Annotated in this window: 13 protein-coding genes; 9 read left to right on the top strand and 4 right to left on the bottom strand. The window is 60.1% G+C overall.

Translation table 11 applies throughout. From position 1 onward, the window contains the following. Nucleotides 1-134 precede the first annotated feature (134 nt). Nucleotides 135-623, bottom strand: coding sequence for an Lrp/AsnC ligand binding domain-containing protein (locus FGA82_RS02510; protein WP_003177284.1), 489 nt, complete (start codon nt 621-623; stop codon nt 135-137). A gap of 156 nt (nt 624-779) precedes the next feature. Between FGA82_RS02510 and dadA the strand changes: the two genes are divergently transcribed. The 6 genes from dadA (at nt 780) to FGA82_RS02480 (ending at nt 7,060) form a co-directional block, all read left to right on the top strand. Then, entirely contained in the window at nt 780-2,084 is a 1,305-nt protein-coding gene (gene dadA, locus FGA82_RS02505; protein ID WP_064389549.1) for a D-amino acid dehydrogenase, read from the top strand. Further along, nucleotides 2,056-2,409: a RidA family protein gene (locus FGA82_RS02500; RefSeq protein ID WP_008086784.1), complete on the top strand. Its 354-nt coding sequence runs from the start codon at nt 2,056-2,058 to the stop codon at nt 2,407-2,409. Before dadA ends, FGA82_RS02500 begins: the two co-directional genes overlap by 29 nt. 95 nt (nt 2,410-2,504) lie before the next feature. Continuing rightward, entirely contained in the window at nt 2,505-3,578 is a 1,074-nt protein-coding gene (gene alr / locus FGA82_RS02495; protein WP_141125915.1) for an alanine racemase, read from the top strand. 88 nt (nt 3,579-3,666) lie between these two features. Beyond that, the gene (locus tag FGA82_RS02490; protein WP_008086779.1) at nt 3,667-4,215 is read left to right on the top strand and encodes a cupin domain-containing protein; all 549 of its coding nucleotides are present in this window, start codon (nt 3,667-3,669) and stop codon (nt 4,213-4,215) included. A gap of 182 nt (nt 4,216-4,397) precedes the next feature. Then, nucleotides 4,398-4,814 carry a c-type cytochrome gene (locus FGA82_RS02485; RefSeq protein WP_053125000.1) on the top strand — a complete coding sequence of 139 codons (417 nt, stop codon included), beginning with the start codon at nt 4,398-4,400 and terminating at the stop codon, nt 4,812-4,814. Between the two features lie 323 nt (nt 4,815-5,137). Next, nucleotides 5,138-7,060 carry an acetyl-CoA hydrolase/transferase C-terminal domain-containing protein gene (locus FGA82_RS02480; protein WP_141125914.1) on the top strand — a complete coding sequence of 641 codons (1,923 nt, stop codon included), beginning with the start codon at nt 5,138-5,140 and terminating at the stop codon, nt 7,058-7,060. Nucleotides 7,061-7,188: 128 nt separating this feature from the next. Here the strand turns inward: FGA82_RS02480 and FGA82_RS02475 are convergent, their stop codons facing one another. Then, nucleotides 7,189-7,761: a xanthine phosphoribosyltransferase gene (locus FGA82_RS02475; RefSeq protein WP_008086064.1), complete on the bottom strand. Its 573-nt coding sequence runs from the start codon at nt 7,759-7,761 to the stop codon at nt 7,189-7,191. 59 nt (nt 7,762-7,820) lie between these two features. Further along, nucleotides 7,821-9,830 (bottom strand): DNA helicase Rep, encoded by a 2,010-nt coding sequence (rep, locus tag FGA82_RS02470; RefSeq protein ID WP_064116415.1) that lies wholly within the window; start codon nt 9,828-9,830, stop codon nt 7,821-7,823. A 262-nt stretch (nt 9,831-10,092) separates the two neighbouring features. On the opposite strand from rep, the gene FGA82_RS02465 reads away from it, so the two are divergent. Further along, on the top strand, nt 10,093-11,763 hold the full coding sequence (locus tag FGA82_RS02465; protein WP_141125913.1) for a putative bifunctional diguanylate cyclase/phosphodiesterase: 1,671 nt from the start codon (nt 10,093-10,095) through the stop codon (nt 11,761-11,763). Nucleotides 11,764-11,833: 70 nt separating this feature from the next. Here the strand turns inward: FGA82_RS02465 and FGA82_RS02460 are convergent, their stop codons facing one another. After that, nucleotides 11,834-13,228, bottom strand: a complete 1,395-nt coding sequence (locus FGA82_RS02460) for a NorM family multidrug efflux MATE transporter (RefSeq protein WP_141126113.1) — start codon at nt 13,226-13,228, stop codon at nt 11,834-11,836. A 158-nt stretch (nt 13,229-13,386) separates the two neighbouring features. Here FGA82_RS02460 and FGA82_RS02455 point away from each other — a divergent pair, with 158 nt between their 5' ends. Next, nucleotides 13,387-14,307, top strand: coding sequence for a LysR substrate-binding domain-containing protein (locus FGA82_RS02455; RefSeq protein ID WP_095119827.1), 921 nt, complete (start codon nt 13,387-13,389; stop codon nt 14,305-14,307). 184 nt (nt 14,308-14,491) lie between these two features. Further along, entirely contained in the window at nt 14,492-16,468 is a 1,977-nt protein-coding gene (locus tag FGA82_RS02450) for a methyl-accepting chemotaxis protein (protein ID WP_141125912.1), read from the top strand. The last annotated feature ends 91 nt before the right edge of the window (nt 16,469-16,559 follow it).

Below are 16,559 nucleotides of genomic sequence, written 5' to 3'. Positions count from 1 at the left end.
CTCCCACAGGTTTCATGATCGTTCCCACGCTCTGCGTGGGAATGCAGCCCGGGACGCTCTGCGTCCCAAATGCCGAACGCGGAGCGTCCGAAGAGGCATTCCCACGCAGAGCGTGGGAACGATCGTCGCGGTGCTCAATCCGGAATCGGCAGGCTCAGGCTCTCTTTCACTTCTTCCATTACGATATAACTCTTCGACTCGCGCACATGCGGCAGCTTCAGCAGAATGTCGCCCAGCAGCTTGCGGTACGAGGCCATCTCGGAAATCCGCGCCTTCACCAGATAGTCGAAATCCCCTGACACCAAATGGCACTCCAGCACGTGCGGCAATTTCAGCACCGCGCGGCGGAACTCCTCGAACGTGTCGCCGGATTTGTAGTCGAGGCTGATCTCGACAAACACCAGCAAGCTACCCTTCAAATGCTGCGGATTGAGCCGGGCGTTGTAGCCCATGATGATTCCTTCGCGCTCCAGACGCCGTACGCGCTCGGTGCACGGCGTGGTCGAGAGCCCGACCTTTTCGCCCAGTTCGGTAAAGGAAATCCGCCCGTCCGCCTGCAGGATCCGCAAGATGTTGCGGTCAATCTTGTCCAGCTCACGTTTGGTCTGAGTGTTGGTACGCATAGGGGATGCGCCTCCGTGAAAAGGGTTTTTGCCGAGAATTGTCGCCAAATATAGGCGCTTATATAGTGAAAAGCACTGGCATTTCTTTTTTACACTGCGCGCATCATTGCTCTAACAACAGACGTACGCGGCCACGCCGCGATGAGGGATACAAAAATGCGCGTAATGGTCTTGGGTAGCGGCGTCATCGGTACCGCCAGTGCTTACTATCTGGCCCGTGCCGGGTTCGAAGTAGTGGTGGTCGACCGGCAGCCGGCTGCGGCCATGGAGACCAGTTTCGCCAACGCCGGCCAGGTCTCGCCGGGCTATGCCTCGCCGTGGGCCGCGCCGGGCGTGCCGCTGAAAGCGATCAAGTGGTTGCTGCAACGCCACGCTCCTCTCGCGATCAAGGCCACCGCCGACATCGATCAGTACCTGTGGATGGCGCAGATGCTGCGCAACTGCACCGCCAACCGTTACGCGGTGAACAAGGAGCGCATGGTGCGTCTGTCCGAGTACAGTCGCGACTGCCTCGATGAGTTGCGTGCTGAAACCGGCATCGCCTACGAAGGCCGCAGCCTCGGTACGACTCAGCTGTTCCGCACTCAGGCGCAGCTTGATGGCGCCGCCAAAGACATCGCCGTGCTGAAAGAATCCGGCGTGCCGTTTGAAGTGCTCGACCGCGCCGGCATTGCCCGCGTTGAACCGGCACTGGCGGGTGTGACTGACATCCTCGCCGGTGCCCTGCGCCTGCCGAACGACCAGACTGGCGACTGCCAGATGTTCACTACCCGTCTCGCCGAAATGGCGGTGAAACTCGGTGTCGAATTCCGCTTCGGTCAGGACATTCAGAAACTCGACTACGCCGGTGATCGTATCAACGGCGTGTGGATCGACGGCAAGCTGGAAACCGCCGACCGCTACGTGCTGGCCCTCGGCAGCTACTCGCCGCAATTGCTTAAGCCGCTGGGCATCAAGGCTCCGGTGTATCCGCTCAAGGGTTACTCGCTGACCGTGCCTATCACCAACCCGGCGATGGCGCCGACTTCGACTATTCTCGACGAGACCTACAAGGTCGCGATCACCCGTTTCGACAACCGCATCCGCGTCGGCGGCATGGCCGAGATTGCCGGTTTTGACCTGTCGCTCAACCCGCGTCGCCGCGAAACTCTGGAGATGATCGTCAACGACCTTTATCCTCAGGGCGGCAATCTGGCCGAGGCAAGTTTCTGGACCGGCCTGCGGCCGACCACCCCGGACGGTACGCCGATCGTCGGCGCCACGCCGTTCAAGAATCTGTTTCTCAACACCGGTCACGGTACGCTTGGTTGGACCATGGCGTGCGGTTCCGGTCGCTTGCTGGCAGACCTCATGGCGAAGAAAAAGCCGCAGATCAGTGCCGAAGGCCTCGATATTTCCCGTTACGGCAACAAAATTCAGGAGTCCGCAAAACATGTCAATCCAGCGCCAGCTCACCAATGAGCGCATGAGTCAGATCGTCAGCCACAACGGTACCGTGTATCTGGCCGGGCAGGTCGGTGACGACTTCGACGCCGGGATTGAACAGCAGACCCGCGACGTGTTGGCCAATATCGAGCGTTTGCTTGATCTGGCCGGCACCGACAAACAGCATTTGCTGTCGGCGACGATTTACCTGAACGGCATCGATGAGCACTTCGCCGGGATGAACTCGGTGTGGGATCAGTGGCTGCCAAAAGGTGCTGCTCCGGCCCGCGCCACCGTCGAAGCGAAAATGGCCAAGCCGAGCATTCTGGTGGAGATTTCCATCGTCGCCGCGCTGCCGTAAAAAGTTGTAAAGATCCCTCTCCCGGCGCTGTTGGCGGTTCACGTCGTCAGTCGGCGCCGGTTTTTCTTCCCATGACCGCCTAGAAGTCTGCCGCCATGCGTCCTGCCCGTGCCCTGATCGACCTAGAAGCCCTGCGCCATAACTACCGAATTGCCCGCGAAGTCACTGGCGCCAAGGCGCTTGCGGTGATCAAGGCCGATGCCTATGGCCATGGCGCGGTGCGTTGCGCTCAGGCGCTGGAGGCCGAGGCCGACGGTTTTGCTGTCGCCTGCATCGAGGAAGCGCTGGAGCTGCGCGCCGCCGGCATTCGTGCGCCGGTGTTGCTGCTCGAAGGGATTTTCGAGGCCGATGAACTGGCGATGATCGTCGAGCATGATTTCTGGACGGTGGTGCACTCGCTTTGGCAGCTCGAAGCGATCGAGCAGGCAGCGCTGAGCAAGCCGATCACGGTGTGGCTGAAACTTGATTCGGGCATGCACCGCGTTGGGCTGCATCCGAAGGATTATGCGGCGGCTTATCAACGTCTGCTGGCCAGCGGCAAAGTGGCGAAAATCGTCTTGATGAGCCACTTCGCCCGCGCCGATGAACTGCACGCGCAGAGCAGCGCCGAACAAGTCGCGGTGTTTGAAGCGGCGCGTCAGGGCCTGGCGGCGGAAGTCAGCCTGCGCAATTCGCCTGCCGTACTCGGTTGGCCGCAGATTCATAGCGATTGGGTGCGCCCCGGCATCATGCTTTACGGCGCAACCCCGTTCGAGGAAGCCAACGCCGTGGCTGATCGCCTGCAACCGGTGATGACCCTCGAATCGAAAGTCATCTGTGTGCGTGAGTTGCCGGCCGGCGAGCCGGTGGGCTACGGCGCCAAGTTCATCACCGACAAACCGATGCGTATCGGCGTGGTCGCCATGGGTTACGCCGACGGTTACCCGCGTCAGGCGCCGACCGGTACACCGGTTTTGGTGGCTGGCAAACGCAGTCGCATTCTCGGTCGTGTGTCGATGGACATGCTTTGCATCGACCTGACCGATGTGCCGGAAGCCGACCTTGGTTCGACCGTCGAGCTGTGGGGCAAAAACATCCTCGCCAGCGAAGTGGCGCAGTGGGCTGACACCATCCCGTACCAGATCTTTTGCAACCTGCGTCGGGTGCCAAGGCTCTATTCCGAGGGTTGACGCCGCTGCGGGGGCCAAGTGTTGTAAATACTGAACGCTGTCGCCATGATAACGCTCAATATTCTTACAACATCAGGAGGCTCGCGCCTTGGACGTCGGTGAACGACTGCAATCGATCCGCAAGCTCAAAGGGCTTTCCCAGCGTGAACTCGCCAAACGCGCGGGCGTCACCAACAGCACCATTTCGATGATCGAAAAGAACAGCGTCAGCCCTTCGATCAGTTCACTGAGGAAGGTACTGGGCGGCATCCCCATGTCCATGGTCGAGTTCTTTTCCGAAGAAATCCTGCAGGAAGTCCCGACCCAGATCGTCTACAAGGCCAACGAGCTGATCGACATTTCCGACGGCGCCGTGACCATGAAACTGGTCGGCCGCGCGCACCCCAGCCGCGCCATCGCCTTCCTCAACGAAATCTACCCGCCGGGCGCCGATACCGGCGAAGAAATGCTCACCCATGAAGGCGAGGAAACCGGGATTCTGGTGGAAGGTCGACTGGAACTGGTGGTGGGTCTGGAAACTTTTATTCTCGAAGCCGGTGACAGCTACTACTTTGAAAGTACCAAGCCGCATCGTTTCCGTAATCCGTTCGACTTGCCTGCGCGACTAATCAGCGCAGCCACGCCGGCAAACTTTTAAACCAAGAGGCGCCAGGCCATTACGGCCAAGGCACCCAAGCTGTTTTACCGATGCGCAACAAGACCCCTTTAATCATGGGGTTGTTTCAGTGTGGCGGGCTACCCGCTATACTTGCGCCCGCCTGCGAACCGTGGCCGCAGGCGTGAATAGCCACCATTGAGGGTGAACGCGTGAATCTAATTATGAAAATGCTGGCTGCACCAGCAACCGTATTGGCCCTCTGGGCTGTCAGCGCTCAAGCTGCGACGAATGACGACATTGCCAAACGCCTCGAGCCCGTCGGCCAGGTGTGTGTTCAAGGGCAGGAATGCAAGGGGATGGAAGTCGCGGCAACTGCCGGTGGCGGTGGCGGTGCGAAGACTCCGGATGAAGTGATTGCCAAACATTGCAACGCTTGCCATGGCACGGGCTTGTTGGGTGCGCCGAAAATTGGTGATGCCGCCGCCTGGAAAGACCGCGCCGATCATCAGGGCGGCCTCGACGGGCTGTTGGCCAAAGCCATTACCGGCCTGAACGCGATGCCTCCGAAAGGCACCTGCGCCGATTGCTCGGATGACGAGTTGAAGGGCGCAATCCAGAAGATGTCCGGCCTGAAATAAGCCGCGCTTCTGATGAAAAAAACCGTCTTCGGACGGTTTTTTTGTGCCTGCGATTCAAGAGCCCCTCACCCTCACCCCAGCCCTCTCCCAGAGGGAGAGGGGGCCGATCGAGGTGTCTGGCGTCCGACATCGACCTGAAAGACCTTAGCGATTATGGATTCAGCAAAGCTATTTCACGTCGGCGTACCTCCCCAATATCCCCCAATCAGTCCCCTCTACCTCTGGGAGAGGGTTAGGGTGAGGGAAATCTGACTCTGTTCATTGCAGCAAACTCAAGGCAAGCTCGGTCTACCCCTATTCACGGAACGGGCAGGAGGCTTCAGATGGTGCAGTTGTGTTCGATCGAACAGGCAGTGGATGACGTGCTGGCACGCTTGCCGGCACATATCCACATGGGCATGCCGCTGGGCCTGGGCAAACCCAATCACTTCGTCAACGCGCTGTACCGGCGGATCAAAGGCTTGCCCGAGCGGCAACTGACGATCTACACCGCGCTGTGCCTCGGCCGCCCGGCGTTGGGCGACGGTTTGCAAAAGCGCTTCATCGAACCCTTCGTCGAGCGCGTCTTCGGTGACTATCCGGAATTCGATTTCCTCGCCGACCTGCACCGCGACAGCCTGCCCGCCAACATCCGTATCGAACAGTTCTTCATGCAGCCCGGCAGCCTGCTCAACAGCGCGCCGGCCCAGCAGGATTACGTCAGCAGCAACTACAGCCACGCCGCCCGCGACATCAACGCCGCCGGGCTGAACCTGGTGGCGCAGTTATTGGCCAGCAGCAGCGAACACCCGGATCGCCTGAGCCTGAGCTGCAACCCCGACATCACCCTCGACCTGTTCCCGATGATCGCCAAGCGTCGCGAAGCCGGGGAGACGATTCTGCTGGTCGGCCAAGTCCACACCGATCTGCCGTACATGCCCGGCGATGCCGAAGTCGATATCGACACCTTCGACCTGCTGATCGACGCGAAGGACAGCAGTACGCTGTTTTCCACGCCGAACATGCCGGTGGGGTTTCAGGATCATTTCATTGGTTTGCATGCGAGCACGCTGGTGCGCGACGGCGGCACGCTGCAGATCGGCATTGGTTCGATGGGCGATGCATTGACCGCAGCGCTGCTTGCGCGTCAGGCGGATAATGCCGGCTATAAAGCGTTGCTCGACGACATCAACCTCAGCCAATGGGCGCAGTTGATCGACCGCGAGGGCGGCACCGGGCCATTTGCCAAAGGGCTTTACGGTTGCAGCGAAATGTTCGTCAACGGCTTGTTGGTACTGGCGGATGCCGGGATCATCCGGCGCAAGGTCTATCCCGACGTACAGACTCAGGAGCAGGCCAACGCCGGCACCCTCGACGAGGCAGCACAGACTGACGGCATCTCGGTGCACGGCGGTTTCTTCCTTGGCCCGCGCAGTTTCTACGAGCGCCTGCGTGAGCTGCCACTGAGCAAACGCCTCGAATTCAACATGACCCGCATCAGTTACATCAACGAGCTCTACGGACAGGAAGAACTCAAGCGCTTGCAGCGCCTCGATGCGCGCTTCATCAACACCGTGTTCACCATGACCTTGCTTGGCGCGGGCGTGGCGGATCAACTCGAAGACGGACGTGTGCTCAGCGGTGTCGGTGGGCAGTACAACTTTGTGGCGCAGGGACATGCGTTGCACGATGCGCGGTCGATTCTGATTCTGCGCAGCTGGCGTGAGTCCGGTGGCGATGTCAGCTCCAACATCGTCTGGGAATACGGCCACTGCACGATTCCACGGCATCTGCGCGACATCGTAGTCACCGAATACGGCATCGCCGATCTGCGCGGCAAATCCGACGCTGTGGTGATCGAGTCATTGCTGAATATCAGTGACTCTCGCTTCCAGCAGGGTTTGATCGAGCAAGCGCAAAAAGTCGGCAAGCTGCCAAAGGATTTCCGCCTCGACCCACGCTTTGCCGATAACACACCGCAGCGTTTGCAAGCCATCGCCGCACGGCACAAAAACCTGTTTCCGGAGTACCCGCTGGGCTGTGATTTCACCGCGATCGAACGGGATTTGCTGCGGGCGCTGAACTGGCTGAAAAGCAAATTCAAACTCACCGAAATCCTCGAACTGGGCAAAGCAGCCCTCGACGCCCCCGAGGCATCGCTCTACCCCGAGCATCTTGAACGCATGCAACTGACAAACCCGGACGGCCTGAAAGAAGACCTCTTCCAACGTCTGCTCCTCACCGGCCTCAAAGCCACCACCCAATAACTGCCGGACCTAAAACAACTGTAGGAGTGAGCCTGCTCGCGATAGCGGTGTATCAGCCGACGAAAATATCAGCTGACACTACGCTATCGCGAGCAGGCTCACTCCTACAGGGGGGCTGCGGTGTGGCTTTATTCGATGAAGGTAACGACGCCATCCTTCAGCGATTTCACCCGGGCCAGCGATTCAACGCGGTAGCCCTGCGAATCCAGTTCGGCGCGGCCGCCCTGGAACGACTTCTCGATGACGATACCCAGACCGGCAACGGTCGCGCCAGCTTGCTTGATGATCGAGATCAGCGCTTGCGACGCCTTACCGTTGGCCAAAAAGTCATCGATGATCAGCACGCGGTCGCTGCTGGTCAGGTGGCGCGGGGAGATGGCCACGGTGCTTTCGGTCTTTTTGGTGAACGAGTAAACGGTCGCCGACAGCAGGTTTTCGGTCAGGGTCAGGGACTGTTGCTTGCGGGCGAAGATCACTGGCACGCCGAGGTTCAGACCGGTCATGATCGCCGGGGCGATGCCCGAGGCTTCGATGGTGACGATCTTGGTGATGCCCGAATCCTTGAACAGCGCGGCGAATTCGTCGCCGATCAGCTTCATCAGGGCCGGGTCGATCTGGTGGTTCAGGAAGGCGTCGACCTTCAGGACCTGGTCGGAAAGCACAATGCCTTGTTCGCGGATTTTCTGGTGCAATGCTTCCATGAAGCTGTCCTCTTTTGGCGCTTTGTGCGCCGAAGGTCTAGTAAAAAAAGTGGTCAATTCTAGCGCTTTAACATCGCGCGTATATCTGCCAGTGCGCTATTGCCACGCACGACTTTGACTTCGGTCGGTGTATCGTCGTTGCCTTCCCAGGCCAGATCGTCCGGTGGCAGCTCATCGAGGAAGCGGCTCGGCGCGCAGTCGATGATTTCGCCGTACTGCTTGCGCTTGGCGGCGAAGGTGAACGCCAGGGTCTGGCGCGCGCGGGTGATGCCCACGTAGGCCAGGCGACGTTCTTCTTCGATGGTGTCGGCTTCGATGCTGGAGCGGTGCGGGAGGATTTCCTCTTCCATGCCCATGATGAACACGTAAGGGAATTCCAGACCCTTGGACGCATGCAGCGTCATCATCTGCACGCCTTCGGCGCCATCCTCTTCTTCCTGCTGACGTTCGAGCATGTCGCGCAGGACCAGTTTGCCGATGGCGTCCTCGACGGTCATTTCGCCTTCTTCGTCCTTCTCGAGGGTGTTTTTCAACGCCTCGATCAAGAACCAGACGTTGCTCATCCGGTAATCGGCCGCCTTGTCGCTGGAGCTGTTGGTGCGCAGCCAGTTCTCGTAGTCGATGTCCATGACCATGCTGCGCAGCGCCGAGATCGGATCCTCGCCGGCGCACTGCTCGCGGACCTTGTCCATAAAGCGCTTGAAGCGCGACAGGCGATCGGTGAAGCGGCTGTCCAGATGCTCGCCCAGACCGATTTCGTCGGTGGCGGCATACATCGAGATTTTGCGTTCGGTGGCGTAGTTGCCGAGTTTTTCCAGGGTGGTCGAGCCGATTTCCCGGCGCGGTACGTTGATCACGCGCAGGAAGGCGTTGTCGTCATCCGGGTTGACGATCAGGCGGAAGTAGGCCATCAGGTCTTTCACTTCCTGACGGCCGAAGAAGCTGTTGCCGCCGCTCAGACGGTACGGCACCTGGTGGTGCTGCAGCTTCAACTCGATCAACTTGGCCTGATAGTTACCGCGATAAAGAATCGCGAAATCGCTGTACGGGCGGTCGGTGCGCAAGTGCAGGCTGAGGATTTCCATGGCCACGCGCTCGGCTTCGGCGTCTTCGTTGCGGCAGCGGATCACGCGGATCTCGTCGCCGTGGCCCATCTCACTCCACAACTGTTTTTCGAATTCGTGCGGGTTGTTCGAGATCAGCACGTTGGCGCAGCGCAGGATGCGACTCGTCGAACGGTAGTTCTGCTCGAGCATCACCACTTTCAGCGATGGATAGTCGTCCTTGAGCAGCATCAGGTTTTCCGGCCGCGCACCGCGCCAGGCGTAGATCGACTGGTCGTCGTCGCCCACCACGGTGAACTGGTTGCGCTTGCCGATAAGCATTTTTACCAGCAAATATTGGCTGGCGTTGGTGTCCTGGTATTCGTCAACGAGCAGGTAGCGCACCTTGTTCTGCCACTTTTCGAGAATGTCGGCGTGTTCTTCGAAAAGCTTTACCGGCAGCAGGATCAGGTCGTCGAAGTCCACCGCGTTGAACGCTTTCAGCGTGCGCTGATAGTGGGTGTAGACGATGGCGGCGGTCTGTTCCTTGGGATTGCGCGCGTTCTCCAGCGCCTGAGGCGGCAGGATCAGGTCGTTTTTCCAGGCGCCGATCATGTTCTTGATCTCGTCGACGCCGTCTTCGCCCGCGTATTCCTTTTGCATGATGTCGGTCATCAGTGCTTTTACATCGGTCTCGTCAAAGATCGAGAAACCTGGCTTGTAGCCCAGCCGTGCGTGTTCCTTGCGGATGATGTTCAGACCGAGGTTGTGGAACGTGCAGACGGTCAGACCGCGACCTTCACCGGCGCGCAGCAGGGTGCCGACCCGCTCTTTCATTTCGCGCGCGGCCTTGTTGGTAAAGGTCATGGCGACGATGTACTGGGCGCGGATGCCGCAGTTCTGGATCAGGTGCGCGATCTTGCGCGTGATCACGCTGGTCTTGCCGGAGCCAGCACCGGCGAGCACCAATAGAGGGCCGCCGACGTAGTTCACGGCTTCTTGCTGCCGGGGATTGAGTCGGGACATACGAAAATTCGGGAGTCGTTGACGAAATGGGCCGGCATTTTAACAGGCTCAGAGAATTGTGCTGCTCTCTCCGACTTGTGACGTACCACGCGATTCAAATTTGCCGGTTTTGTTACTTTCGCGGAGGATGCGCGGTGATTTTGCGGCTAATGTTCTCATTCGTGACACAAAATAACGTTTTGATAACCGTTGTCATTTGGTCATTGAACATCGCAACGGCATAATGCCCCGCCCACATCTTTGCAGAGTCTAGGGAGCTAGCTTGTCTACGCCTGTCGAACCCTTGCGTTTGCTGCTACTGGCCGAAGAGCCAGCGTGGACAGCGTTATTGCGCGAGTGTCTGGCTCCGTTGGGGAGCGCGGCGGTGCTGATCAGCGCGCCGAGCTGGGAGTCGGTCAGCAGTTTGTTCGAAGACAACCGCAATGCGGTGCTGTTGACCCTTCCGGCATTGCAACCGGCACCGGGCCGTTGCAGCCTGCCGACGGTATTGCTGCTGGAACATGAACCGGACACCGCGCCGGTTGGCGTCAGTGACTGGCTGGTGTTCGACGCCCTCGACGCCGGCATGCTGCGCCGTTGCCTGCGCCATGTGCGTGAGCGCGGCGTTCTCGAAAACACCCTGCAACGCCTTGCCGAACAGGACCCGCTGACCGGCATCGCCAACCGTCAGGGGTTCCAGACCTTGCTCGCCGCGCGCCTCGCGGAAAGTGATGGTCGCGGGCTGGCCCTTGGGCATCTTGATCTCGATAACTTCCGGCATGCCAACGATGCGCTTGGCCATCAGGCGGGCGATCGCTTGATCCTGCAAGTCGTTGCGCGGCTGAAAAGTCAGCTGGAGGCCGGTGATCAACTGGCGCGGCTGGGCAGCGACGAATTCGCTCTGCTGATCGACACCCGTCGGGCGCCACAACGCGCCGAGTGGATGGCTGAACGCATCACCGAAGCGCTCGCCGAGCCGTATTGGGTGGATGGTGAAAGCCTGTTGATCGGCTCCAGCCTCGGCATCGCCCACGCCCGTGCACAGGGCGGCGCCGACCCGCTGATGTGGCACGCGCACATCGCCATGCAGCAAGCCAAGAGCACCCAGGGCTGCACCTTTCATATCTTCAACGAACGCATCAACCGCAACGCGCGAAGCATGGCTGACCTCGAAAGCGAGCTGCGCCGGGCCTTGCGTCGCGATGAGCTGGAGCTGCATTACCAGCCCCGTCTGAACATGCAGGATGGCCAGATTGTCGGCCTCGAAGCCTTGGTGCGCTGGCGTCACAGCGAGCGCGGTTTGCTGCCGCCGAGTGAGTTCGTGCCACTGGCCGAGCAGAGTGGTTTGATCGTGCCGTTGGGTTACTGGGTGATTTCCCGGGCGCTGCGCGATATGCAGGCCTTGCGAGAACGCGGTTTGCCGGCGCTGCACATGGCGATCAACCTGTCGTTCCGCCAGTTTCAGGACAGCCAATTGTTGCCGACGCTCAGCCGCTTGATCGCCGAGCGTGGCGTCGAGGCGCAGTGGCTGGAATTCGAACTGACGGAAACGGCGGTGATGCGCCGCAGCGATCTGGTCAAGCAGACCATGGATGCTCTGGGGCGTCTCGGTGTGCGCTTCTCGCTGGATGACTTCGGCACCGGGTTTTCCTCGTTCGTGCATCTCAACAGCCTGCCGATCACTTTGCTGAAGATCGACAAGAGCTTTGTCGGCGGCATGGAGCAGCGCGAGGAGAACCGCAAACTGGTACACGCGATGATCAATCTCGCGCACAACCTGCATTTGGAAGTGGTCGCGGAAGGGGTTGAGACGCCGGAGCAGCTTGAACTGCTGCGTGGGTTTGGCTGCGATCAGGTGCAGGGTTATCTGATCAGCCGGCCGTTGCCGTTGGCGGAGTTGGTTGAATACCTGACCTTCGGCTCAAGCCAACAGGTTTCTGTGGAGGCTGTTTAAAAGATCGCAGCCTGCGGCAGCTCCTACACCGATTCATGTAGGAGCTGCCGAAGGCTGCGATCTTTTGATCTTAATCCGCGCGAACAGCCTCGAACCTCGGTGACACAGGCTCCAGCCGAATCATCCGCTTCATCTTCCATTCAAATGCCAGCGTCAGGCTCACCGCCGCACACGCCAACCCCAGTGCCAACCCCCACCAGACGCCCGTTGGCCCCCAGTTCAAATGGAACGCCATCCACCACGCCGCCGGTGCACCGATCAGCCAATAGCAGGCGAGCCCGACCAGAAACGTGGTCTTGGCATCCTTGAGCCCTCTAATGCAGCCCATGGCAATCGTCTGCGTGCCGTCGAACAACTCAAACCACGCCGCCACCGCCAGCAGGCTCACCGCGAGGCGAATCACCTCGGCAAACGCCGGATCGTTGTGATCGAGAAACAACCCGACCAACTGGTTCGGCAGCAACCAGAACACCATGGCGAAACCCAGCATGACCACGGCGCCGAAGACGATCCCGACCCGCCCGGACATTCGCGCATCGTTCAATTGCCCGGCACCGTAGTGCTGGCCGACGCGCATGGTGATCGCGTATGACATCCCCGCCGGCACCATGAATGCCACCGAAACAATCTGCAGGGCAATCTGGTGTGCGCCCAGTTGCGTGCTGCCCATGGTGCCCATACACAGTGCCGCGAAGGCGAACAAACCGACTTCCACAGCGTAGGTGCCGCCGATTGGCAGGCCGAGGCGCCACAACTCTTTCAGGTACTGCCGATTCGGCCGCGACAGGCCCGCGCGCAGCGGATAAGCGTCATACGCCGGATGCCGACGGATATGCCAGGCCAGCGCCAACGCCATGCAGTTGGCAACAATTGCCGTGACCAGGCCGATCCCCGTCAGGCCCATTTTCGGCAAGCCGAACATGCCGGTGATCAGCGCGTAATTGAGCAGGAAGTTGGCCACCGTGCCGGCGAGGCTGATCACCATCACTGGCGTCGCCCGGCCGATGGCACTGGTGAAACCGCGCAAAGCCATGAAGCTGAGGTAGCCGGGCAGGGCGAAGGGCAGGGCAATCAGGAATTGCCCGGCGGCGTTGACGTTGGTTTCGGTCTGGCCGAACAGCAGTAACACCGGTTTCAGGTTCCACAGCAGCAACCCGGCGCCCAGCGCCATCAGCCACGCCAGCCACAGGCCAGCCTGAGTCAACCGTGCGGCGCCAATGATGTCGCCGGCACCCTTGCGAATCGCCACCAGCGTGCCAACCGCCGCAATCACGCCGATACAGAAAATCGACACGAACGAATAGGTCGCCGCACCCAGTCCGCCGCCAGCCAACGCTTCCGGACTCAGGCGCGCCATCATTAAAGTGTCAGTCAGCACCATCAACATGTGCGCCAACTGTGAAGCGATCAACGGCCCTGCCAGCCGCAGGATGGCCCAGAGTTCGGTACGCACAGGATGCTGCATGGTCATCACCACTCAATTTCAGAGGGAACAGGAGACCGTCGATTCTCGGCGCTTGGCAGGCGTTGCACAAAGGGATAAAAAGGATGGATGGCATGAGTAAAACTCATCCTGAGCAAATTCATTCAGGCTGGCTGCATCCCGCTATAGGAGCTTTCTGTATGTCCCGTCGCCTTCCTCCCTTGTATGCCCTGCGCGCATTTGAAGCGGCGGCGCGACATAGCTCGTTCACCCGTGCGGCCGAGGAGTTATCGATTACCCAGAGTGCGGTGAGTCGGCACATTCGAACCCTCGAAGATCACTTCGCCTGTCGGCTGTTTCATCGCAGCGGGCGCAATCTGCAACTGACCGAAGCCGCGCGTTTACTGTTACCCGGAATCCGCGAAGGTTTCAGTGCGCTGGAGCGGGCCTGCAATACCTTGCGCGCCGAAGACGACATTTTGCGCATGAAAGCCCCGTCGACCCTGACCATGCGCTGGCTGCTGGCGCGGCTCAGTCGCTTTCGCCACTTGCAGCCGGGCAACGAAGTGCAGCTGACCAGCGCCTGGATGGATGTGGATTCGGTGGACTTCAACGATGAGCCTTTCGACTGCGCTGTGTTGTTGAGTGACGGGCATTTTCCGCCGGACTGGGAGGCCAGTCTGCTCTTTCCTGAAGAGCTGATTCCGGTGGGTGCGCCGAACCTGCTCAACGATCAACCGTGGGATCTGGCCCGGCTGGCGTCCACCGAATTGCTCCATCCGACCCCGGATCGGCGTGACTGGCGCAGTTGGCTGGAACACATGGGGCTGTCCGATCAGGTGTCGCTGAAGGGCGGACAGGTGTTCGATACCCTCGAACTGGGCATGATCGCGGCGGCTCGCGGTTACGGTGTATCGATGGGCGATCTGTTGATGGTCGCCGAAGATGTGGCGCAGGGAAGATTGAGCCTGCCGTGGCCAACCGCCGTCGCCAGCGGACTGAATTATTACCTGGTGTGGCCAAAAACCCGTCCTGGAGGTGAACGTTTGCGCCGCCTCAGCGACTTCCTCCAAGGCGAAGTCCGCGCCATGGAACTGCCGGCAGTTGCGCGCTTGAGCTGAAACGTTCGAGCCGCCACAATGGCGGCCTTGCGCCATACCCACGTTGCGCGCTCAAGTATTCGGTTTTACCGCCGACTATGAGCAAGTGGAACCGTCGTGCCGGTATCCTCGATTCACCCCCACTATTAGAAAATTATCCGAGTCGAGATCAAGGAGGATCCCGTGGCTCGGCCAGGAGCTGTCCATGTCTCAACCTCGCGCTCGGATCGCCTCGCAGCTGGGCCTCGCGCTCGCTGTGATACTGGCGATAGTTATCAGTGGCAGTACGGTGTTCGCCCTGCGTTCGCTGGATTCGGCCAACCTCGCCACCCGTGAAGAGCATCTGGCCAGTGAGGCGCGGCTGCTGGCCGACCAACTGAGTACCTTTCACGGCACGCTGCGTGAAAGCACCCAGCGTCTGAGTGGGTTGTTCGAGAAGCGCTTCAGCGCCGGCTTGAGCATCCACCCGAGTGAGCCGGTGACGGTGGCAGGCACCCCGACCCCGGGCCTGCACCTGGGCAGCGAAGTGCTGAACAACAACTTCAAGGAAGTCGACGAGTTCAAGCAGATGACCGCCGGTGTCGCCACGCTGTTCGTGCGCAGCGGCGAAGACTTCGTCCGGGTCAGCACCTCGCTGACCAAACAGGACGGCACGCGCGCCATCGGCACCTTGCTCGATCATGCGCACCCCGCCTACGCGAAGTTGATGGCGGGGCAGGGCTACGTCGGTCGCGCCTTGCTGTTTGATCGTTCCTACATGACCCAATACACCCCGGTGCGAGATGGCAGCGGCAAGGTGATTGCGGTGCTGTTCGTCGGCTTCGATTACACCGATGCGCAGAACGCCCAGTTCGACAACCTCAAGCGTTTCCGCATCGGTCAGACCGGCTCGCTGGCGTTGCTCGACGAGCAGAACAAATGGCTTGTCGCGCCAGCCGGTGTGCAGGCGCTGGATCAGTCGATTCCAGTGATCGCTGGTCTGGCCAAGATGCCGGGCAAAGGTCAGTTCTGGGCTGACAAGTCCGAAGATTTCTACAGCGTTGCCGTGCCGTTCGACGGCGGGCCATGGTCGGTAGTGGCGAGCATGCCGAAAGCCGAAATCCGCGCGGTGACCTGGAGCGTCGGTACGCAACTGGCGATCGGCAGTCTGTTGGCGATGCTGTTGGCGGTCGGTTCTGTGGTATGGCTGCTGCGCAGCAAGCTCGCACCATTGAGTGATCTGGTGCGTCAGGCCGAGGCCTTGGGCGCCGGTGATCTGAGCGTGCGCCTGAACGTGTCGAGCAATGACGAAATCGGTCAGCTGTCCCGCGCGTTCAACCAGATGAGCCAAGCGCTTTCGACGATGGTCGAGCACATCCGCCGCTCTTCGGAAGAGGTCAACAGCCGTGCGCAAGCCTTGTCTGGCCTGTCCGGCGGCGCGTACGAAGGCATGGAGCAGCAGTCCGGCGAAATCACCAGCATGGCCGGCGCGGTGGAAGAATTCAGCGCGACCTCGTTGAACATCGCCGACAACATGGGCGCGACCCAGCGTCTGGCGCAGGAAAATGCTCAGCAAACGCAGATTGGTCGCAGCTCGATGGAAGAGGCTTCGTCGTCGCTGGAGCAAATTGCTGGCGCCTTGAACAGCACCGCCACCGTGATCAACACCCTCGGTCAACGTTCGCAGGAAATTGGCGGCATCGTCGGTGTGATCACCTCGATTGCCGAGCAGACCAATTTGCTCGCGCTCAACGCTGCAATCGAGGCAGCCCGTGCCGGTGAGCAGGGTCGTGGCTTTGCTGTGGTGGCGGATGAGGTGCGCAGCCTGGCTTCGCGTACTCGCCAGGCCACCGATGAAATTTCCAGCATGATTCATAGCATCCAGCAGGAAACCGGCAACGCGATCAGCACCATGGAGCAGGGCAATGTGCTGATGCAGGAAGGCCTGTCGCGTAACGCCAATGTCGCCTCGGCGCTGGCGCGCATCGATGAGCAGAGCCGTTCGGCGGGGCAACAGTTTGCCGCGATTACCACGGCGACCCAGGAGCAGAGCAGCACCGCGACGTTGTTGAGCAGCAATTTGCAGAGCATTGCGCTGGCCAACAGTGAGCAGCGTGAGGTTGTGTCGAACCTGGCTGTTACGGCTAAAGAGCTTGAGAAACTGGCGGCGGATCTGCGTTCCGAAGTTGATCGCTTCCGTTGATGAATGGCTGAAATCGCTATCGCGAGCAGGCTCACTCCTACAGGTGTATCGGTTGGTCGCAATGTTTGTGATCACTGAAGATCCCTGTAGG

This window comes from Pseudomonas fluorescens, assembly GCF_005938625.1.
GTDB classification, from domain to species: Bacteria; Pseudomonadota; Gammaproteobacteria; order Pseudomonadales; family Pseudomonadaceae; genus Aquipseudomonas; species Aquipseudomonas fluorescens_BD.
Note: the sequence above shows the minus strand (reverse complement) of the source record. Positions and strands in the feature narration are given on the sequence as shown.